Annotated in this window: 13 protein-coding genes, 2 tRNA genes, 3 rRNA genes and 2 pseudogenes; 6 read left to right on the top strand and 14 right to left on the bottom strand. The window is 45.2% G+C overall.

Annotated features, from left to right (window positions below; genetic code table 11):
- Window positions 1-6: 6 nt before the first annotated feature.
- Complete coding sequence (locus tag CLIN57ABFB40_RS19260) at window positions 7-1,011, top strand: transposase (RefSeq protein ID WP_175628819.1); 1,005 nt, start codon at window positions 7-9, stop codon at window positions 1,009-1,011.
- A gap of 28 nt (window positions 1,012-1,039) precedes the next feature.
- Here the strand turns inward: CLIN57ABFB40_RS19260 and CLIN57ABFB40_RS19255 are convergent.
- The 10 genes and pseudogenes from CLIN57ABFB40_RS19255 to CLIN57ABFB40_RS19210 all read right to left on the bottom strand — a co-directional run.
- A pseudogene (locus CLIN57ABFB40_RS19255) lies at window positions 1,040-1,546 on the bottom strand (PD-(D/E)XK nuclease family transposase); the annotation flags it as partial.
- 313 nt (window positions 1,547-1,859) lie between these two features.
- Window positions 1,860-3,167, bottom strand: a complete 1,308-nt coding sequence (gene guaA, locus CLIN57ABFB40_RS19250; RefSeq protein ID WP_175631524.1) for a glutamine-hydrolyzing GMP synthase — start codon at window positions 3,165-3,167, stop codon at window positions 1,860-1,862.
- 231 nt (window positions 3,168-3,398) lie between these two features.
- Window positions 3,399-3,509: ribosomal RNA gene (rrf, locus tag CLIN57ABFB40_RS19245) — 5S ribosomal RNA — on the bottom strand.
- Window positions 3,510-3,582: 73 nt separating this feature from the next.
- A 23S ribosomal RNA gene (locus tag CLIN57ABFB40_RS19240) occupies window positions 3,583-6,464 on the bottom strand.
- Between the two features lie 148 nt (window positions 6,465-6,612).
- Window positions 6,613-6,686 (bottom strand) — tRNA-Ala (locus CLIN57ABFB40_RS19235).
- Between the two features lie 16 nt (window positions 6,687-6,702).
- Window positions 6,703-6,776 (bottom strand) — tRNA-Ile (locus CLIN57ABFB40_RS19230).
- A gap of 164 nt (window positions 6,777-6,940) precedes the next feature.
- A 16S ribosomal RNA gene (locus tag CLIN57ABFB40_RS19225) occupies window positions 6,941-8,469 on the bottom strand.
- Together the 16S, 23S and 5S rRNA genes with 2 tRNA genes alongside form the textbook arrangement of a ribosomal RNA operon.
- A 1,087-nt stretch (window positions 8,470-9,556) precedes the next feature.
- Complete coding sequence (gene tnpC / locus CLIN57ABFB40_RS19220) at window positions 9,557-11,128, bottom strand: IS66 family transposase (RefSeq protein ID WP_175631523.1); 1,572 nt, start codon at window positions 11,126-11,128, stop codon at window positions 9,557-9,559.
- 86 nt (window positions 11,129-11,214) lie between these two features.
- A complete protein-coding gene (gene tnpB, locus CLIN57ABFB40_RS19215) occupies window positions 11,215-11,562 on the bottom strand; it encodes an IS66 family insertion sequence element accessory protein TnpB (RefSeq protein WP_162223503.1) in 348 nt (115 codons plus the stop codon).
- Window positions 11,546-11,995 (bottom strand): hypothetical protein, encoded by a 450-nt coding sequence (locus tag CLIN57ABFB40_RS19210; RefSeq protein WP_175631522.1) that lies wholly within the window; start codon window positions 11,993-11,995, stop codon window positions 11,546-11,548. Before CLIN57ABFB40_RS19210 ends, tnpB begins: the two co-directional genes overlap by 17 nt.
- Before the next feature lie 43 nt (window positions 11,996-12,038).
- Here CLIN57ABFB40_RS19210 and CLIN57ABFB40_RS19205 point away from each other — a divergent pair, with 43 nt between their 5' ends.
- A complete protein-coding gene (locus CLIN57ABFB40_RS19205; protein WP_175631521.1) occupies window positions 12,039-12,227 on the top strand; it encodes a hypothetical protein in 189 nt (62 codons plus the stop codon).
- 154 nt (window positions 12,228-12,381) lie between these two features.
- Here CLIN57ABFB40_RS19205 and CLIN57ABFB40_RS19200 read toward each other — a convergent pair whose 3' ends face one another.
- Together CLIN57ABFB40_RS19200 and CLIN57ABFB40_RS19195 are read right to left on the bottom strand one after the other, a co-directional pair.
- On the bottom strand, window positions 12,382-12,573 hold the full coding sequence (locus CLIN57ABFB40_RS19200; protein ID WP_254871844.1) for a hypothetical protein: 192 nt from the start codon (window positions 12,571-12,573) through the stop codon (window positions 12,382-12,384).
- 639 nt (window positions 12,574-13,212) lie between these two features.
- A pseudogene (locus CLIN57ABFB40_RS19195) lies at window positions 13,213-13,326 on the bottom strand (helix-turn-helix domain-containing protein); the annotation flags it as partial.
- A gap of 142 nt (window positions 13,327-13,468) precedes the next feature.
- Between CLIN57ABFB40_RS19195 and CLIN57ABFB40_RS19190 the strand changes: the two are divergent.
- From CLIN57ABFB40_RS19190 to CLIN57ABFB40_RS19175, 4 genes are all read left to right on the top strand, one after another.
- On the top strand, window positions 13,469-15,940 hold the full coding sequence (locus tag CLIN57ABFB40_RS19190; RefSeq protein WP_175631520.1) for an FAD-dependent oxidoreductase: 2,472 nt from the start codon (window positions 13,469-13,471) through the stop codon (window positions 15,938-15,940).
- Between the two features lie 34 nt (window positions 15,941-15,974).
- The gene (locus tag CLIN57ABFB40_RS19185) at window positions 15,975-16,325 is read left to right on the top strand and encodes a winged helix DNA-binding protein (RefSeq protein WP_175631519.1); all 351 of its coding nucleotides are present in this window, start codon (window positions 15,975-15,977) and stop codon (window positions 16,323-16,325) included.
- A gap of 225 nt (window positions 16,326-16,550) precedes the next feature.
- A complete protein-coding gene (locus tag CLIN57ABFB40_RS19180; protein ID WP_175631518.1) occupies window positions 16,551-17,186 on the top strand; it encodes a DUF4136 domain-containing protein in 636 nt (211 codons plus the stop codon).
- 15 nt (window positions 17,187-17,201) lie between these two features.
- Window positions 17,202-17,828 (top strand): porin family protein, encoded by a 627-nt coding sequence (locus CLIN57ABFB40_RS19175; RefSeq protein ID WP_175631517.1) that lies wholly within the window; start codon window positions 17,202-17,204, stop codon window positions 17,826-17,828.
- Window positions 17,829-17,927: 99 nt separating this feature from the next.
- On the opposite strand, the gene CLIN57ABFB40_RS19170 is transcribed toward CLIN57ABFB40_RS19175, so the two are convergent.
- Together CLIN57ABFB40_RS19170 and CLIN57ABFB40_RS19165 are read right to left on the bottom strand one after the other, a co-directional pair.
- Window positions 17,928-20,945, bottom strand: a complete 3,018-nt coding sequence (locus CLIN57ABFB40_RS19170; RefSeq protein WP_175631516.1) for a glycoside hydrolase family 3 N-terminal domain-containing protein — start codon at window positions 20,943-20,945, stop codon at window positions 17,928-17,930.
- Window positions 20,942-21,772 (bottom strand): bifunctional metallophosphatase/5'-nucleotidase, encoded by an 831-nt coding sequence (locus tag CLIN57ABFB40_RS19165; protein ID WP_175631515.1) that lies wholly within the window; start codon window positions 21,770-21,772, stop codon window positions 20,942-20,944. The genes CLIN57ABFB40_RS19170 and CLIN57ABFB40_RS19165 overlap by 4 nt, the downstream gene beginning before the upstream one ends.
- Window positions 21,773-21,787: the final 15 nt, after the last annotated feature.

Genomic DNA, 21,787 nt, shown 5'->3' with positions numbered 1-21,787 from the left:
ACTCCTGTGAGCATCTGTGTGCTTGTGGAACGTTATGGCGTAAAAGGGCAGACTCTTCGTAAACAATACAAGGAGAAAATCAGTGATTACCGGAACTGGGACCAACTCGAACATGCGCATGACTACCTCCTTTATCCTGAAAACATTGGAGAAAACCTTTCTTTGGATGAAACTTGCCTGAGCAATGGAGATGTTTATACGATTCTGACCAATAAAGCAGCTAAAGGCCGTAAAGGGGCTTTAGTTGCAATGGTTCGTGGAGTGGCCACAGATGCGGTAAGCGGAATCTTGCGCAGGCTTCCGCATCGGAAACGGCTGTCTGTCAAGACTGTCACTACAGATTTATCTTCAGCCATGATGCTGACGGTCAGAAAGGTGTTTCCTGCCGCAAAGCTGATCAATGACCGTTTTCATGTACAGCAGCTCATGTCTGAAGCTGTTGACCAGTTAAGAATACGCTATCGGTGGAAAGTACTTGATACGGAAAATCAGGCTATCAGGGAGCATCGCCAAAAGAAGAAAGAAACAAAGAGTAAGGCGGAAAGGGAGAGAATAGGGAAATGGGAACCTGAAAGAATGGAGAACGGAGAAACCCTGCCACAGATAGTAAGCAGAAGCAAGCATATTATACTGAAACACTGGAGCAAATGGAGTGAACAGCAAAAGACCAGGGCTGCCATTCTCTTTGATAAATTCCCCAAGCTTCTGGAAGGATACAGCCTTAGCATGAAACTGACAGACATCTTCAACAAGAAGTCAGGTCCCGATGAAGCAAGGCTAAATCTCGCAAGATGGTACAATGAAGTGGAAAAGTTTGACTATATGGAGTTCAACAAGGTACTTGATACCTTTTCAAACCATAGTACGACCATCATAAATTATTTTGAAGAACGATTGACAAATGCTTCAGCGGAGTCGTTCAATGCTAAAATCAAAGCTTTTCGAAGCCAGTTAAGAGGGGTGGCTGATGTGAAATTCTTCATGTTCAGACTGGCTAGGCTATACGCTTAAAAGAAAGCTTGCCAACCGGGAAAATCCGCTGACCCAATTTAGGCATTTCAAGGTAAACAAAGGTAAGCTTGTCATAGAAAACCTTGTGTGTATAAAGGTCTACAAGTTTCACCTCATGATGGAAATACTCCTCATCAGAATTATCAAAGGAGAAATTCAGGATACCCACCACATAAACAGCCTTCAACTCATAATCCCATTCCCCGCGTTTGGCCTGCTCACGAATAGGGAAAGTGGAATAAAAGACACTACGATCCCTGAAGAACTGCTGCTCGCCACGCTGCATCTCAACCAGGAACTTCTCGCCCTTCTCATTCTCACAATATACATCAAATACAGCACGACGATCATATTCCTGCGTCCCAAGATGTTCAGCATTAAGATAAGTGACATCCTTGATTACCTCCTCCTTGAATAAGAGTGCATTCAAAAAGCTGATCAACAATTCTTTATTCATTGCCGTACCAAAAAGCAACTTGAATCCGAAATCAGTATATGGATTTACATATTTATCCTGTATTCCTTCCGTTCCCATGTTTTTCCATTTTTTATAGTTTGCAGTTCCACTCCAGACCCTTAATAATATGGGTCTCCCTTTGAAATGCCTCAATAGCCTTCTAGAGCATTATGTACAAAAGTAGCAATAATCAGATAAAATCAAGCGGAAAAAGATTATTTTAACAGAGGGGTGAAAATAACCGGGCAAAGATTTTTATCACGGGGAGACGATTTGTACCCTGGAAAATTAAACACCTGTCAAATCCAATGTGGCAAGGTTCAACATATACAAAAAATAGCCCCAACTTACAAAAAATTGAGGCTATCGAAATATCACTTAAAAAGGCTTTTTATTCCCACTCTATAGTCGCATTAGGTTTCGGCGACATATCATAGCAAACACGATTTACATTCTTCACTTCTTTCAGAATACGGTCTGTGATTTTCATCAGGATAGGCCATTCAACCGGTTCGATAGTGGCTGTCATGGCATCTATCGTATTGACAGCACGAATAATAACCGGCCAATCGAAAGAGCGGGCATTATCACGTACACCTACAGATTTGAAATCGGGTACTACTGTGAAGTATTGCCATACCTTTTTATCCAATCCGGCAATCTGAAATTCCTCACGCAAGATAGCGTCTGATTCACGTACAGCTTCCAGACGGTCGCGTGTGATAGCACCCAAGCAACGTACACCTAAACCGGGTCCTGGGAAAGGTTGACGATAAACCATCTCATAAGGCAAGCCCAGTTCCAGACCACAAGCACGGACTTCATCCTTGAACAGTTGGCGCAAAGGTTCTACAAGTTCGAATTTAAGGTCTTCGGGCAGACCACCTACGTTATGATGAGATTTCACCATTTTAGCAGTCTTCGTTCCGCTTTCCACGATATCCGGATAAATAGTACCTTGAGCCAAGAAGTCGATACCGTCCAACTTGCGTGCTTCCTCTTCAAACACACGGATAAATTCTCCACCGATGATTTTACGTTTTTGTTCAGGATCTTCCACACCTGCCAGTTTATCCAGGAAACGGTCGGTTACATCTACATAAATAAGATTTGCCTTCAACTGATTTTTGAACACTTCAACCACATCTTCAGACTCCCCTTTACGCATCAAGCCATGATTTACGTGTACACATACCAAGTTATCACCGATTGCCTTCAAAAGCAAAGCAGCTACCACAGAACTGTCCACTCCACCGGACAGAGCCAACAACACTTTCTTATCGCCTACCTGACGCTTAACCAGTTCTATCTGGTCATTCACAAAGTTTGTCATGTTCCAGTTGGCTTCAGCTTTGCAAGTATCGAAAACAAACGATTTTACTGCATTCTTAATAGCTTCAATATCGTCTGTAAATTCTGCCAGTTTCACTGCACAAGTTGCTTTATCGTGACCGGCTGCCATGACAGGGATACCCATTGTATAAATACCCGGATTTACATCAATGCCAACACCGTCAATCACATTGTTCGGTCCGCCATTGATTATAATACCCTTTACATTGGGCAATGCTTTCAGTTCTTCCACTGTGATATCGTGAGGATAAATCTCACTATACACTCCTAACGCACGGATGGCGCGAGCCAATACCGTATTCTCATGACTACCCAAGTCAAGGATAACAATCATGTCCTGTTTCATCTGATTCTGGTTGTTTTTTAAGTTATTGTATTGTTTATTATTCGCTATCGTTTCCAAACGGTCTGCAAATATAAAAATTTTTAGAGAGACTATAATACATTGATTCTCTAAAGTTTCAGAACAGGATAACGTTTTTGGGGGTCAGTCCGAAAACCTAAACATCAGACAGGAAAGTGTATAAATACAGAAATCCCCTTGACTCATTACTGAATCAAGGGGACTCTTCTTCAAAAACGGCGGCTACCTACTCTCCCACTGTTACGCAGTACCATCGGCGTGACGAGGCTTAACTTCTCTGTTCGGAATGAGAAGAGGTGGAACCCTCGTGCTATAACCACCTGAATAAGGTTATGACATGATGAAAAAGTAAAATCAGCAACAGCTAAACGTATATATCGCGACACGTACAAGCTTGATAAGAAAGTGAACGGGCAATTAGTAATGCTCGGCTATGATGTTACCACCTTTACACCTGCATCCTATCAACGTCATCGTCTTTGACGACCCTAAGAAATCTAATCTTGTGGCTGGCTTCGTACTTAGATGCTTTCAGCACTTATCCAATCCCGACTTAGATACCCAGCGATGCACCTGGCGGCACAACTGGTAAACCAGCGGTCAGTCCAACACGGTCCTCTCGTACTAGTGTCAGAGCCACGCAAATTTCATACGCCCACGATAGATAGAGACCGAACTGTCTCACGACGTTCTGAACCCAGCTCGCGTGCCACTTTAATGGGCGAACAGCCCAACCCTTGGGACCTTCTCCAGCCCCAGGATGTGACGAGCCGACATCGAGGTGCCAAACCCCTCCGTCGATATGAGCTCTTGGGAGGGATCAGCCTGTTATCCCCGGAGTACCTTTTATCCTTTGAGCGATGTCCCTTCCATGCGGAAACACCGGATCACTATGCTCTAGTTTCCTACCTGATCGACGTGTCTGTCTCCCAGTCAAGCGCCCTTATGCCATTACACTCTACTGACGGTTACCAATCGTCATGAGGGCACCTTTAGAAGCCTCCGTTACACTTTTGGAGGCGACCACCCCAGTCAAACTACCCACCAAACAGTGTCCCCGCATCCACGGGTTAGAACTCAAATAATCAAAGGGCCGTATTTCAACAGCGACTCCACACAAACTGGCGTCTGCGCTTCAAAGTCTCCGGCCTATCCTACACATCAATTACCCAAATTCAATGTTAAGCTATAGTAAAGGTTCACGGGGTCTTTTCGTCCCATCGCGGGTAATCGGCATCTTCACCGATACTACAATTTCACTGAGCTCACGGTTGAGACAGTGTCCAGATCATTACACCATTCGTGCAGGTCGGAACTTACCCGACAAGGAATTTCGCTACCTTAGGACCGTTATAGTTACGGCCGCCGTTTACTGGGGCTTCAATTCAATGCTTCTCTTGCGATGACATCTCCTCTTAACCTTCCAGCACCGGGCAGGTGTCAGGCTGTATACGTGATCTTTCAATTTGGCACAGCCCTGTGTTTTTGTTAAACAGTTGCCTGGACCTATTCTCTGCGCCCTACGTCGCCGTAGGGACCCTTTATCCCGAAGTTACAGGGTCAATTTGCCTAGTTCCTTAACCGTGAATCACTCAAGCGCCTTAGTATATTCAACCCGACTACGTGTGTCCGTTTGCGGTACGGGTACCTCAAAGATTAAGTTTAGCGGATTTTCTTGGGAGTATGTTTACACGCACTATTACCGCATTCCGAAGAATTTAGTATACTATCAGGTTCGACTCTTATCCTGGATTTGCCTGGGATAATCAACGTCTACACCCTTCAACGGACTATTCCGTCAGTCCGCGACGCTGTCACTGCTCCGTCTCCACGTCACTCCTTGAGGTAGTACAGGAATATTAACCTGTTCTGCCATCGGCCTCACCGTTCGGCTGAGCCTTAGGACCCGACTAACCCTGATCCGATTAGCGTTGATCAGGAAACCTTAGTCTTTCGGCGAGGGGGTTTCTCACCCCCTTTATCGTTACTTATACCTACATTTGCTTTTCCACACGCTCCAGCAAAGCTCACGCTTCACCTTCAACGCAGAGTGGAATGCTCCCCTACCGATGTTTGCACATCCCATAGCTTCGGTAAATTGCTTGATGCCCGATTATTATCCACGCCAAACTCCTCGACTAGTGAGCTGTTACGCACTCTTTAAATGAATGGCTGCTTCCAAGCCAACATCCTAGCTGTCTTAGCAATCTGACTTCGTTAGTTCAACTTAGCAATTATTTGGGGACCTTAGCTGATGGTCCGGATTCTTCTCCTTTAGGACATGGACCTTAGCACCCATGCCCTCACTCCTGTGATAGGACTAATGCGCATTCGGAGTTTATCAAGACTTGATAGGCGGTGAAGCCCTCGCATCTTATCAGTCGCTCTACCTCACATTAGTAACTCACAAGGCTGCACCTAAATGCATTTCGGGGAGTACGAGCTATCTCCAAGTTTGATTAGCCTTTCACCCCCACCCTCAGGTCATCCGGAAGCTTTTCAACGCTTATCGGTTCGGTCCTCCAGTTAGTGTTACCTAACCTTCAACCTGCCCAAGGGTAGATCACTTGGTTTCGCGTCTACTCCTTCCGACTTATCGCCCTGTTCAGACTCGCTTTCGCTTCGGCTACAAATCTCTAGATTCTTAACCTTGCCGGAAAAAGTAACTCGTAGGTTCATTATGCAAAAGGCACGCCGTCACTGCTTAAGCAGCTCCGACCGCTTGTAGGCGCATGGTTTCAGGGACTATTTCACTCTTCTGTTCGAAGTGCTTTTCACCTTTCCTTCACAGTACTGGTTCGCTATCGGTCTCTCGGGAGTATTTAGCCTTACCGGATGGTCCCGGCAGATTCACGCAAGATTTCTCGTGTCCCGCGCTACTCAGGATACCACTACGCTTCGTTTGGCTTCGAATACCGGACTATCACCGTCTATGGTTTCATTTTCCAAAGAATTCTTCTCACCAAATTTCGTGCGACATCGTGGTCCTACAACCCCAATGTTGCCGTAACAACATTGGTTTGGGCTAATCCCCGTTCGCTCGCCACTACTTGGGGAATCATTATTATTTTCTTTTCCTACAGGTACTAAGATGTTTCAGTTCCCTGCGTTAGCCTCCATCTAGGATGGATGACATTCCTTCAGAATGTCGGGTTGTCCCATTCGGAAATCTTCGGATCAAAGGTTATTTGCACCTGCCCGAAGCTTATCGCAGCTTATCACGTCCTTCATCGCCTCCGAGAGCCAAGGCATCCGCCATGCGCCCTTGCTTACTTTCTTTCAAACTGACTTCTTAGCGTATGGAGGAATGCTTGCGCAATCTTGATACGTTAAGAACGTACGGTTCGATATATACTTTTAGCTCTTTACTAAAATTTTACTTTTTTGTTATCATCATGTCAAAGATCGTTTCTCTTTTCAGAGACTGTGGAGAATAACGGATTCGAACCGTTGACCCTCTGCGTGCAAGGCAGATGCTCTAGCCAGCTGAGCTAATCCCCCGTAAGAGTTTTCGGAGTAGTCCCAGGCAGAGTTGAACTGCCGACCTCTACATTATCAGTGTAGCGCTCTAACCAACTGAGCTATAGGACTAGTTCAACCTTGTCTACCTGTTGCGTTAGACTCGGCTTCTTTTTTCTCTTGTTTATCTCTATCTATAATTGCTATAGACGCTCGATCTATATATTATAAATAAACAAGTACCAGTAGTACAAAAACAGAACCTTGAAAAGTCATTTCGAACGACATCGCTCCAGAAAGGAGGTGTTCCAGCCGCACCTTCCGGTACGGCTACCTTGTTACGACTTAGCCCCAATTACCAGTTTTACCCTAGGACGCTCCTCGCGGTTACGTACTTCAGGTACCCCCGGCTTTCATGGCTTGACGGGCGGTGTGTACAAGGCCCGGGAACGTATTCACCGCGCCATGGCTGATGCGCGATTACTAGCGAATCCAGCTTCACGAAGTCGGGTTGCAGACTTCGATCCGAACTGAGAGAGGTTTTTGGGATTAGCATCCTGTCACCAGGTAGCTGCCTTCTGTACCCCCCATTGTAACACGTGTGTAGCCCCGGACGTAAGGGCCGTGCTGATTTGACGTCATCCCCACCTTCCTCACATCTTACGACGGCAGTCTCTCCAGAGTCCTCAGCATGACCTGTTAGTAACTAAAGATAAGGGTTGCGCTCGTTATGGCACTTAAGCCGACACCTCACGGCACGAGCTGACGACAACCATGCAGCACCTTCACACCTGCCTTGCGGCTAACATGTTTCCACGTTATTCAGGTGCAATTTAAGCCCGGGTAAGGTTCCTCGCGTATCATCGAATTAAACCACATGTTCCTCCGCTTGTGCGGGCCCCCGTCAATTCCTTTGAGTTTCACCGTTGCCGGCGTACTCCCCAGGTGGAATACTTAATGCTTTCGCTTGGCCGCTTGCTGTATATCGCAAACAGCGAGTATTCATCGTTTACTGTGTGGACTACCAGGGTATCTAATCCTGTTTGATACCCACACTTTCGAGCCTCAGTGTCAGTTGCAGTCCAGTGAGCTGCCTTCGCAATCGGAGTTCTTCGTGATATCTAAGCATTTCACCGCTACACCACGAATTCCGCCCACCTCTACTGTACTCAAGACTGCCAGTTTCAACTGCAATTTTACGGTTGAGCCGCAAACTTTCACAACTGACTTAACAATCCACCTACGCTCCCTTTAAACCCAATAAATCCGGATAACGCTCGGATCCTCCGTATTACCGCGGCTGCTGGCACGGAGTTAGCCGATCCTTATTCATATGGTACATACAAAATTCCACACGTGGAAAACTTTATTCCCATATAAAAGAAGTTTACAACCCATAGGGCAGTCATCCTTCACGCTACTTGGCTGGTTCAGACTCTCGTCCATTGACCAATATTCCTCACTGCTGCCTCCCGTAGGAGTTTGGACCGTGTCTCAGTTCCAATGTGGGGGACCTTCCTCTCAGAACCCCTATCCATCGTTGTCTTGGTGGGCCGTTACCCCGCCAACTAACTAATGGAACGCATCCCCATCTCATACCGAAATTCTTTAATAATCCGATCATGCGAAAGGACTATGCCATCGGGTATTAATCTTTCTTTCGAAAGGCTATCCCCGAGTATGAGGCAGGTTGGATACGTGTTACTCACCCGTGCGCCGGTCGCCATCTTTAGTTTGCAAGCAAACTAAAATGCTGCCCCTCGACTTGCATGTGTTAAGCCTGTAGCTAGCGTTCATCCTGAGCCAGGATCAAACTCTTCATTGTAAAAGTATTGTTAATCTGCCGTTAGGCAGGTTTTTGCTCTGTTCAGGATGCCGTACAATTTATTGACTCTTTTCAATTACCTGTGTTTCACTTGTATTGCTACATGGGAAACAAGTATTGACGGTTCTATTTTTTAACTTGTACTACTTGTATTGTTTATCAATATTTCAAAGAACTTGTCGCTTTCGTTTCAAAAGCGGGTGCAAAGGTAAGAGGTTTTATTTTAACTGCCAAACTTTTTTGGAAGTTTTTTTTGTTTTTTCTTTTCAACTCGTTTCTCAGGCTCTCTTGCGAAAGGGAAAGAATAATCATAAAAGAAAAAAAGCAAAACCGCTTTCTTTGCGAATCGGACTGCAAAGATAAGAACTTTTATTTATTTATTCCAAACTTTTTCGGAACTTTTTTTGTTTTTATCGTTAAGCGGTCCTGCGCTTTGTACACTAAGTCATTTTATCAAGGCTTTCTTCTCTTGGAAAGCGGGTGCAAAAGTACGCCCTTTTCATATATGCTCCAAATATATTCTGCTCTTTTTTCTAATTATTTTTGAATGTTTATGCTAACTCGTTGATTGATAATGATGTTGTAGAACATGTTTTTTAATAAAGGGACAGGAGTGTGAGGGGACGGGAAAGAAAGGACACCTTATTATATTCACACGTGCGCGTAAAGCGCGCACGAAGAGAGAAAGAAGAGAGAAAGAAGAGAGAAAGAAGAAAAAAGCAGTACTGAAGTAAGCCGAGCCATGTACTTGACTTACTCAAGTCTCCTATATCATTTCATTGAGTGTAGTACTTGTTGCAGTCAAGTCTCCTACTTGTTACAGCTAAATCTCCTACCAAATATAAAAAGTAAAAAACCGCCTTCAGCTTTCAGTTCTTCAAAAAAGTCCCTTTTCATCGGTTCTTTTGGCTGAAGTCACCCCTGAATGCAAAAGTGTATAACTTAACCACGTGCCACCCACTTTTATCCGGGTGATGGATCTATATACCCCGCGTGGTGGACATATAGATCCAGTACGGTGAGTATATATACCTACCACGGTGAATATATAGAGCTACTGTCAAGTGTAAGCGTCTCCGCGATGCCGTTACCTCTTCCATTTATCCGGTAATAGTTCTCTGAGATATTTTTTATTTGTATTCGGATTTACTATAATGAATTTGTTCAGTATGTCTTTAAAGTATTCAAATGTATTAATCCCATTTAGTCTGCATGAACATGCCAGTGAATATATCAATGCTGCCCTTTTTGCCCCCTGGTGACTTCCGCAAAATAGTGAGTTTCTTCTGCTCAGGCTTATATGTCTGTTAATCCTCTCAATGGCATTATTGTCCAATTCATACTCGGGGTTGAGTATATAGTTACATAATGCGGGATATTCATTCAGGGTATAATTGACCGCTTTGCCCAAATTACTTTTGGGTAAAGTCGTTTTTTTAGCCTGTATGGCAAGTAGGTTTTCCTTTAGCTCTTCCAATATGGGTGGTGCATACTCCTTTCTGTACTCCAGTATCTGTTCGGATGTATATTCGGGTGGTATTTCATGCTCCTTCCGGTAAAGCTTGTTGATGATTTCTATAATTCTCTGTGCATCCCTGTTTGCCGGTATATCCAGAAACTTACGTTTGCAATGCTGGAAACACGCCAGCCGGATCACATGGGGATATTCATCCGTTTCCAATATCTTATAATCTGAGAATCCGTCACACTGTATGGCTCCCCGGTAGTGGGGGCTGATATAATCGGTCAGTACTTTCCTTGCCCTTGAACCGTTCTGATAAAAGAAGTGTACCAGTTTCGTATGGCTGGCTAAAGCCGCCCACATGTATACCTTGCAGGATGATTTTCCGGTTGTGGACTTCGGACCTTTTTCCAGGACGGTATAATACGTTTCATCCATGTGCAGGTACTCATCCTCCAGAATGGCCTCTTTAAGCGTCTCTTCGAGGATATCAAACAATTGTGCGGCTTTCTTTATCAGTCCGTGTGCGGTGGATTTGCTCATTTCAAAACCGCTTTCGGTAAAGAAGCTGACAATCCTTTCTACCGGCATGGAGTAAATGTAGCGCAGCTGGAGGATACCGGCTATGAAGGATGCGTCATAACTGGAGTTCAATAACGGGGTGGCAGGTAGTTTTCCATACACGATGCTCCCCTGATACAAATAATAATGCAGGTGATTGACATGCTTGATATAACGGGGAGGAATATATTCATAGCGGATAGAGTCCACTGTTTTCAGAAAGCGTGCCAGTTCGAGAGGAAAGTCGGGCAGGGACGGATAAATATCGTGTTCCTGGACTTCCAGTTCGAAGTGTTCCTTGCGCCTGGCATTATTGTTTCCACGTTCTTTTGGGGAAGGAGACTCCGTTTTCGGGCTATCCGCTAAAGAAGGGGAGACAGGGGCAATCTTTTCAGATTTGTTGGTTATCAGTTTGCCCAGTGCCCGGCATGTGTTCCGTATTTTTCCCGCAGAGGCGTCTTTTGCCAGCAAAGCCTCTTCCAGTGAACGGACTGATTCGGTAAGGAGTTCGATTTGCAAGGCCATGGCACGGTTTTGCTCCAGCAAGACCTTCTCCCGCTCTGCAGCTTGCGCATTCTGTTCCCGTGAAAAGCGGAGCTGCTCCTCCAATAACCTGATTATCCGTTCCGAATTCATGGTGTAAAGGTACGGATTCTGCAGGTATATTCAAAGGAAAAATGCTACTATTAATTTACTATCTATTTAACATACAGTGCGTTATACTATAATCTAAAGCGTTTTCTGTAAGATATGGAACGAAGCGGTATCCCCTTCATTATTAAAAAGAATATCTTCCAGTCAAGCTTATACAGGCCTCCACCTGGCTTAAAACGGGGTATTTCGAATGTACCCGTTTCCAGGCGTTTCTGATATAAAATAAATCCATCGGTATCCCAGCGGAGGGCTTTTATCACATTTCTGCCCTTGTTCACAAACAGGTAAACATCCCCACTCAAGAGATTGGCGGAAGTACAAGAACGTATAAGTTCGGAAAGTGCTTCAATACCTTTACCCGTAGGAATGTAGCGAGGGTACAGGTAGTAATTCAGGGACTCATTCAGGCTGAACATGGTAGCGGTCAGTTAGTTTATTATAAGATTCTATGAACTTGGTCAGGGCGAAGGGGGTGGTCTGCTGAATGTTCACGATGATACCGTCGGGAAAAGTAATAGTTGCACCTTTTATACGGTTTTCTACCGGAATATCGTTGGAAGAAGGCGGAGTTTTACGTTCTTTAGAGGAGGTATCAGGAATTGTGTATCTCGTTTCCCGATAAATGGTTGAAAGAACCTGATCGGGGGCCGTATGACAATTTTCCAAGAGGACTTCATAACGCAAAGTGCTTATGTCCAAACCGTGACGACGCATCCATTGGCATACACTGGCAATCCGAACGTTATATTTACCACAAAAAGCATGAAAACTTAAATGAGACTCGGAATGGCTACGAAGATGATTCTTGTAGTCTTCGATGATGTAAGGAAATAAAGGGGTAGCGTTCATTTTTTTTAAGGCAAAGATAAAAGAAGAAGGGAGAAGAAAAAAGATGGCATCGCGGAGACGCTTACTGTCAAGTCTGAAAAAGCTGAATGCGCTGAAAGCACTCCCCCCTGGCTACAACCTATTCTCGCAGGGGGTGGTTTTTTCCGCCTTCAGCCGCTATCCCCTTTTGCCAAGGCGTTTGCGAATAAAACTGAAACGGCTGAAACCGGATTATAGCATAAAAAATCAGTAAGAGAGTTTTTAGTTAGTTTGGATACAGATAATGGGAGATTTGGTGCATTTCCGCACGGGAATGAATCAAGTTTTTAAGGATATGGCTGTGTCCTGAACCAAATCCCCCCAAGAATTACAACTGAGCCTTGACTTCGATTACCTTCTCCTCCAGTTCAGATAGAGACAGTCACTCCGCCTGGGAAAGTGATGGTAACCCCGTAAAACATATCCGGAGAGGAGCAAGGGGAAGGGCAGACCGGAAGCAAACAGCTGAAAGAGGAAGCAGGCTCTTTAGCGGCGGTGACCGAAGAGGAGGGACGCAACTCACAGATACTGATGCCGTGACGGGAAAGCCAAAGACACATACCATGGTAGTTGACATGACGTTCACGACAATAACTACGAAGAGTTAAGGCGGGAGAAGGACATAAACAGGTTTATAATCCGATAAGGTAAGAGTATACAAGTCATGTGCAGTCATAAGATGTGGCTTTTATTATGACGCCAAGCTAAAAGGAAAAATTAAGATAGAAAATATGGTATCGCCGAGACGCTTACGTTTTAAGCGCGTTTTCTTGATAAAGCCATGAGAAATGCATGTAAACAATTTCATTCTCATTCTTTATATATTTAGTAATCAGACAAATATGCTTTAACATGAGAATATGAGGAATGTTTTTGCTTTTTTTATTCTAGTATGAGAAATAGCCCCCCAAAAAACACTGTGCTTACAGACGGTTTCCTATCTGCTAATTATTTGCGAAACAATTTCCGCTTTGCAGTGTTTTAACCGCAACAAAAAGATTTCTTGTATGCAAATCAAGGATACACGCAAACTACATGGTGTGGGACAGTATACCAATAGCTAATTCCCAAGAAAGAGTTCAAGGATTCCCACTTTAGCTATCAGGAACTGTCACCCCTAATACCGCACCATGTTTTATTTTTGTTTGTTTGTATGCTAATGCTCTGCGCTGTGAAGCGCGGAGCATTCATTTATTTATCTAAATTTTATATTCCTCTATCTTCCGATACAGCGTAGTAAGCCCTATTTTCAACAAGCGGGCTGTCTCTGTCTTATTCCCTTTGGTACATTCCAACACACGTACAATATGCCTGCACGCCGTCGGGGATATTCCCATGGGCGGTGAGAAAAATGAAAAACAGGATGTGCAAATATAAGTTTTTTCAATGAATCCATGAACATTTCACTTATGTAGTTTGTTATTTCCTTAGGAAACTATTTACACTAATAAATATATGAAAGTAATCATTATTGGAGGCGTTGCAGGCGGGGCTACCACTGCTGCCCGAATCAGACGAGTAGACGAATCAGCAGAAATCATTCTTCTGGAAAAAGGGAAATATATATCGTATGCCAATTGCGGCTTACCTTATTATATAGGTGGAGTCATCGAAGAGCGCGAAAAACTGTTCGTTCAGACTCCCGAAGCATTTTCTACACGCTTCCGTGTTGATGTCCGCACGGAAAATGAAGTGATTTTCATCGACCGGAAAAGAAAGACGGTCACAGTGCGGCAAAACAGCGAAGATACGTATGAGGAAAGTTACGACAAGTTGTTAATATCAACCGGGGCTTCCCCTGTACGCCCGCCCCTGCCGGGAATAGACCTGAGCGGAATCTTCACGCTGAGAAACGTTGCAGATACGGACAAAATCAAAGCATATATCGACAGCCATGCTCCGCGGAAAGCGGTAGTGGTAGGAGCCGGATTTATCGGACTCGAAATGGCAGAAAACCTGCATGCGCAAGGGGCGAAAGTGTCGATTGTGGAAATGGGCAACCAGGTGATGGCGCCTATTGACTTCTCAATGGCTTCACTGGTGCACCAACATCTGATGGATAAAGGAGTGAATCTATATCTGGAACAAGCCGTAGCTTCTTTTGAGCGCGACGGAAAAGGATTGAAGGTCAACTTTAAGAACGGTCAGTCTATTGCTGCCGATATTGTTATCTTATCTATTGGCGTACGCCCGGAAACGAACCTGGCACGAGCTGCCGAACTGACTATCGGTCCTGCCGGCGGAATCGCTGTGAATGATTATCTGCAAACGTCTGACGAATCCATTTATGCGATTGGCGACGCGATTGAATACCGCCATCCGATTACCGGAAAACCTTGGCTCAATTATCTTGCCGGCCCTGCCAACCGTCAGGGACGTATCGCTGCGGATAATATACTGGGAGCTAAGATTGCCTATGAAGGTTCCATCGGCACTTCCATCGCCAAGGTGTTCGACATGACAGTGGCTTCTACCGGTTTGCCCGGAAAACGACTGCGGGTGGAAGGGATTGAGTATATGTCATCTACCATTCATCCGTCTTCCCATGCCGGATATTACCCGGACGCTATGCCGATGAGTATCAAAATCACTTTCGACAAGCAGACGGGACGATTGTACGGTGGACAGATTGTAGGCTATGACGGAGTGGACAAGCGGATTGACGAACTCGCACTTGTCATCAAACATGAGGGAACTATCTATGACTTGATGAAAGTGGAGCAGGCGTACGCACCACCGTTCTCTTCCGCCAAAGACCCGGTAGCGCTGGCGGGATATGTGGCAGAAGATATTATTACAGGCAGGACGAACCCTGTGTACTGGCGAGAACTGAGAGACATTGAAATGGAGAACAAATACCTGCTGGATGTCCGCACTCCGGATGAATTTGCTTTAGGTAGTTTGCCGGGCGCTGTTAATATTCCATTGGATGAACTTCGCGACCGGCTGACAGAACTGCCGAAAGACCGGATGATTTATACGTTCTGTGCTGTCGGACTGCGGGGATATCTTGCTTACCGTATTTTGACACAACACGGATTTGATAAGGTACGCAATCTTTCGGGCGGACTGAAAACTTACCGTGCCGCCACCTCTCCTATCATCTTGCACGAAGATAATGAAAATGAAACGGGAAAAGCGCCTATACAGCAAGAGCCAACAACACAAACCGGACAACCTACCGCACCTGTCGCAACCGCCAAAACCATCCGAGTGGATGCTTGCGGACTGCAATGTCCCGGTCCGATTCTGAAAATGAAAAAGACAATGGACGGACTGGCTTCGGGCGAACGGGTAGAGATTACGGCAACCGACCCGGGATTCCCGCGTGATGCTGCCGCATGGTGCAGTTCGACCGGTAACCAGTTGATTTCTAAAGAGGCATCCGGAGGAAAATCTGTTGTTATTATAGAAAAAGGAGAACCAAAATCATGTAATATTGTTACTTCTTGTGATGGCAAAGGAAAAACGTTTATCATGTTTAGCGATGATTTGGATAAAGCTTTAGCCACCTTTGTGCTCGCTAATGGCGCGGCAGCCACCGGACAGAAAGTTACAATCTTCTTTACCTTCTGGGGATTGAACGTTATCAAGAAGTTGCACAAGCCGAAAGTGGAGAAAGATATTTTTGGAAAGATGTTTGGTATGATGCTGCCTTCAAGCTCTAAGAAACTGAAACTTTCGAAGATGAGCATGGGCGGAATAGGCGGAAAAATGATGCGGTATATCATGAAGGAGAAGGGAATCGACTCGCTTGAATCGCTGCGTCAGCAAGCTCTGGAGAATGGAGTGGAATTTATTGCTTGCCAAATGTCGATGGATGTGATGGGAGTGAAAAAAGAAGAACTCCTGGACGACGTGACCATCGGCGGTGTAGCAACGTATATGGAACGAGCGGATAATGCCAACGTTAATCTGTTTATTTAACGGAAATAACTAGTAAATTATATTCAAATAAGATATGAAAACAATATGTGCAATGCGAGACGTGTTCAGAGCCATGACAAGCTTTGAAACAGCATTTGAAAAAGTCTACCGGATATCACTGAATGAGGCCATGATATTGTGCACTCTCAAGTGCTCTACGGAGAGAATGACAGCTACCAACCTGTCAAAGCAAACGGACATGAGCCCATCGCATACGTCGAAGATGCTTCGGATACTGGAAGAGAAAGAACTGATTGTCCGGACACTCGGAAACGAAGACCGCCGACAAATGTATTTCCACCTGTCTCCGGCAGGCAAACAACGGGTGAACGAACTGGAGCTTGATAAAGTTGAAATACCGGAATTATTACAACCTCTGTTTTAACAACCGATTTCCAAACAAATTTCAGTAAGCTATAAAAAGATGAGCAATCCGCCTAATCATCGGCAGATTGCTCATCTTTTTTGATGGCGGGAGCGAAAAGTAAGATGTTAATTTTCCGGCAAAACTATTTTTCTAGCGAACCTTTTTATTTTTATCTTGTTGTTTCTTGCAAAAGCCCCAAGGTACCAGGGCATGATTTTTATATAACCTAAACATTATAAAGATATGAAGAAATTAATTCCTATTTTATTGGCGGTCTTTGCACTCGCTTCTTGCGAAAAAGACCCGGACATGGGTAAGCTGGATGACAACTATCTGGTGTACACTAACCACGACGAGAAAGCTGACTTCAAAGTTCCCACATTCTTTCTGGCACCTCAAATCCTAGTGATTAGTGATAGTAAAGAGCCGGAATACCTCGAAGGAGAAGGCGCTGAACAAATTCTGGCCGCTTACACGGAAAACATGGAAGCCAGAGGCTATACAGCCGCTGATACCAAAGAAGATGCTGACCTTGGTATCCAAGTAAGCTACATCGCAAGTACTTATTATTTCACCAGCTACTCTCAACCTGAATGGTGGTGGGGTTATCCCGGTTACTGGGGTCCCGGCTACTGGGGCGGAAACTGGGGTGGAGGATGGTACTACCCGTACGCTGTGACTTACAGTTATAGCACCAACTCATTCCTGACAGAAATGGTGGACTTGAATGCCGACCAAGGTGATAGCAAAAAACTGCCTGTTGTATGGACAAGCTACCTGACCGGATTTGACACCGGTTCTAAAGCTATCAACCGCACTCTTGCTGTGGAAGCTGTCAACCAGTCATTCGCTCAGTCACCTTATCTAACTAACAAATAATCAACTACAACTGTTATGAAAACAAGAAAAAATATATACTTCAAGGTGGTAGCCTTGGCGGCTATTGCCATCGCCTTCGCCATGCCGGCTAAGGCACAGTTATCAGACAATGGATATGCCAATATCGACTGGCAGTTCAATGCCCCGCTAAGCAATAATTTTGCTGACAAGGCAAGTGGCTGGGGTATGAACTTCGAAGGTGGTTATTTCGTGACTCCGAACATCGGTTTGGGACTTTTCCTTAACTACCACAGCAACCACGAATATGTAGGCCGTGAAACGTTCAAAATGGCAGGCGGTGATGTGACTACCGACCAGCAACATACTATTTTCCAGTTGCCTTTCGGTGCTGCTGCACGTTACCAGTGGAACCGCGGCGGTTCTTTCCAACCTTATGTCAGCGCTAAACTAGGTGCTGAATATGCGAAAGTACGCTCTAACTTCAATATGCTTGAAGCAAGAGAAAACAGTTGGGGCTTCTATGCTTCTCCTGAAGTAGGTATCAACGTATTCCCTTGGGTGTACGGTCCGGGCTTGCACTTTGCTTTGTACTACAGCTATGGTACCAACAAGGCTGATGTACTGCATTACAGTGTAGACGGATTGAGCAACTTCGGCTTCCGCCTGGGTGTATCGTTCTAGAAAGAGATACAACTATCAGAATATTACGTTAATAATAAAAAGATGCCCTTCTACTGTTGCAAGTGGAAGGGCATTTCTTTTTATTTTCTGCCAGAATGATTACTTTTTCTTCATTGCGCCATAAATCGCTTCCTGTATCTGTTCGCGAATATGCAGTTGATTGAGTTTGCGGTTGGTGACATCGGGATAGATGCGGTTACTCAAAAAGACATAAACCAATTCGTTCACAGGGTCTACCCATGCGCACGTACCAGTAAATCCGGTATGACCGTAGGTTCCGGCAGGCACGACGGACGCACAGTTTCCTTTCTTCGGGTCTTCCATATCCGGCTTATCAAATCCTAGACCGCGACGGCTTATCTTCGACACTCCTGTCGTAAATAACTGGCAGGTTTCTTTGCTCAAATAACGTTGTCCGTCTATCTCTCCCCCATTCAGCAACATCTGATAGACATGCGCCACTTCACGGGCGGTAGAGAAAAGTCCGGCATTGCCTGCCAGCCCGCCGAAGAAAGAGGAAGCCTCATCATGTACGAATCCTTGCAAGGTTTCTTTCCGCAAGAAACGGTCCTTGTTGGAAGGAACGATTTCCGATTTAGAGAAACGCCGCAATGGCAGGTAACCGGTACGTTCCAGCCCCATCGGTCCGTAAAACTCACGTTGCAAATAGGCTTCCATAGGCATACCTGCCAACTGCTCTACCAACATTCCCAACAGAATAAATCCTATATCGCTATATATGTAACGTTTCTGTTTCAACGGAGCTTCCACTATTTTCTCTTCTATCACTTTCCGGAAAGAACGGTTCAACCACAGGTTGTCGCAAATCTGAATTGTATAGTCACCCTTTTTGACAGGAGAGATGTATTCACTTTTAAACTTGAATTTCGGATTCGCCCAGGTAGTCGCTCCAATCCGCACCGGATGCTGCGCATCTTTGCGTACGCTGAACAATCTTCCGTCGTAACTGTCCTTATCAATGACTTCTTGATAGAAAGGAAGCCAGGACGGCAGCCCAGACTGGTGGTACAGTATTTCTTGAATCGTTATATCTTTCTTATCAGTACGTTGCAGGAACGGCAAATAATCGGATATCTTATCGGTCAGGCTAAAACGTCCCTTATCGTAGAGTTTCATAAGCGCAAGCAGCGTCCCCGTTGTTTTGGAAAGGGAGGCCAAGTCGTAGATGTCCGTCGATTCGACACGGGGACTGCCTTTTCCCGCATAAGTGCCGAAAGCCTTATCAACCATGACATGCCCGTTTTTCAAGACGACCACCTGACAACCGGGATAGGCGCCCTGCTGAATACCGTCTAACGCAATAGTGTCAATCTTTTTGAGAAGGGCAGACGAAAGACCATATTCTTCGGGGACGAAATGTGAAGGAGTTTTTGGCGTGATAGTCACTCCCGCACCTGTCGGGAACAATCCGCCCAAACTTGCCGATAATCGTCCGTCGGCAGTGGCTTTGGCAAACAATATATCCGCCGTCTGACGCTGTACGTCGCTGTTGTGACTATGTCCCAATACCACTGCCGAAGCGTGAGACACCGAACGGTGAATCTGCAACATCATTTTACCGGGAGTGAAGAACAGGTAAATAGCCGGACTTTCGGGAGCGAACTTTGCAAAGAACGGCTGATAAGGAGCCAGGCGTTGTTCGCTGACGGCTATAATTATTCGTTTATAAGTAGCCAACGAATCACGCAACCGCCGATTCTCTTCTTCGGTCTGATTGGGACGGAGACGAAAACGCGCCAATGATACATAGCGGGACATTTGTTTGGCTAACGCTTCCGTTTCTCCCGGTTTTCCGACTTCGAGCAGAGCAATTGTCTGCGCTTTGTCGGCATGAAGCGGCAGGATATGATTCTTATTGTTCAGGACAGTAATTGCCGCCTGGTTCAACCGACGAACCAAATCACGTGCCTGAGGACTGTTGACACGCTGTTCCAAACCGGACAGTTGTATAAACGGCTTTTTCTTGAGTCCTAATACATATTTATAAGTCAGAACTTTACGGCATTTATTTTCAATATCCTCTTTGCTTAGTTCTCCTTTTTCAACGGCTTCGAGCACGGCAGGAACTTCGTCTTTTAGGTTGCGAGGAGCCAGTACCATATCATTGCCCGCTTTCAATGCTTGTAAGCTGACATTACCGCTGCCTACCACTCCTTTCATGGCAAGTGCGTCGGTGAATATCAATCCTTTGAAAGCTAACTCGTCCGTCAGCAAACCGGACACGACATTACGTGACAAGGAAGAAGGGACTCCGCCTATCGGCTCGATAACAGGCACTTGCAGATGCCCCACCATCATACCGCCCAGTCCTGCACGAATCGCTCTTTTAAAGGGATAAAGCTCTACGCTGTCCAAACGCTCGCGAGTGAAAGGAAGCACCGGAAGTGCTTTATGTGAATCGACATCAGTATCGCCATGACCGGGAAAATGCTTACATACGGACAATACTCCCCCACCTTCCAGACCATAAGCGTAAGCAATTACCTTATCTGCTACCTGTATCGGGTCTTCTCCGAAGGAACGGGTATTGATGACCGGATTCTTGGGATTGATATTCACATCCGCTACCGGAGCAAAGTTTACCTGTACCCCAATCTGCCGGCATTGACGGGCCACTTCACGCCCGTATTCGTAAATCAGTTGATTGTCACGGATACATCCCAATACCATATTTCTCGGGAAAACAGGTGTTCCACGCAAACGCATCGCCAACCCCCATTCTCCGTCGAAGGTAATCATAACAGGTACTTTCGCCAGTTTTTGTGCCCGGTTTGTCAAGTCAACCTGGGTTTGCATCTTCCCACCAGAGAAGAGAAGTCCGCCCACCTTATAGGTATCGACGGCTTCGCGCAGCAGCTCCAGGTTCCGTTTGGTATCTATCGGCGCAATGGTATAGATAAATAACTGTCCCACCTTTTCTTTAAAGGAGAGTTTGTTCATCACCGAGTCTACCCAATGACGGCAATCTTCATCCTGAAGAGCTTTAGACACCAGCAGTGGTTCGACAGTGGGAGTGATAACATTCTGAGCCGAACTTGTGACTTGTCCGGCTGAGAGTAGAAATAAAATCGCTAAAATTGAGGGAATTATCTTCATTTACATTTCAAAGTCAAATCGAGACGACCTACACGCACACCACTTTTTCCGGAATGCATGATGGGAATCTCTTTTCCGTCCATATTCAAATAAATTTTAGGGCCTTTCATAAAGGTATGTGAATGTCCGCCTAGAATGACATCAATATTGCGCGTTTTCGCAACCAGACGTTCGTCCATCTGAATGCCCAGATGAGACAGGCACACTATCACGTCACAGCCCTTCTTTTTCAACAAGGCTGCTATTTCGTTCGATACTTCAATAGGGTTCTCATAAATTACTCCTTCACATTTATTTGCCTGAATCAAGCCCTCGGGCCTCGCTCCCAATCCGAATACGCCAATCTTCAAGCCATATCTTTCGAGAATTACATAAGGCTTTACGATATCTTTCAGTGGGGTAGCATCGAGGTTGTAATTGGCGCAGACCACCGGAAAGTTTGCCATTTTGAAAAGACGTGCCATATTGTCCAGACCGAAATCAAATTCATGGTTACCGATAGTCATAGCATCATACCCCATTTCATTCATCAACTTGACTTCCACTTCTCCCTGAAACATATTATAATAAGGTGTACCCTGAGAAATGTCTCCGCAATCGAACAGCAGGACATTCTTATGTTCCTTGCGGAACTGGTCGAGGAAAGTAGCCCGACGGACAAAGCCGCCTTCATCGTAGTTACGGTCGCCTTTCTGGTTGATAGGTTCGATACGGCTATGCACATCGCTGGTCTGTAAAAGTATAAGTTCTTTGGTATTCTGTGCAAACAGAGAAAAAGCAAAGCTCAAGACAAGGCATAGCAGGAATGATATCTGAATTCTTTTCATATTCAATCTTTTTAA

The sequence above is a fragment of the Bacteroides acidifaciens genome (assembly GCF_903181435.1).
Classification (GTDB): domain Bacteria; phylum Bacteroidota; class Bacteroidia; order Bacteroidales; family Bacteroidaceae; genus Bacteroides.
The sequence above is the reverse complement of the archived record's forward strand: the minus strand, read 5'-3'. Positions and strand labels throughout refer to the sequence as shown.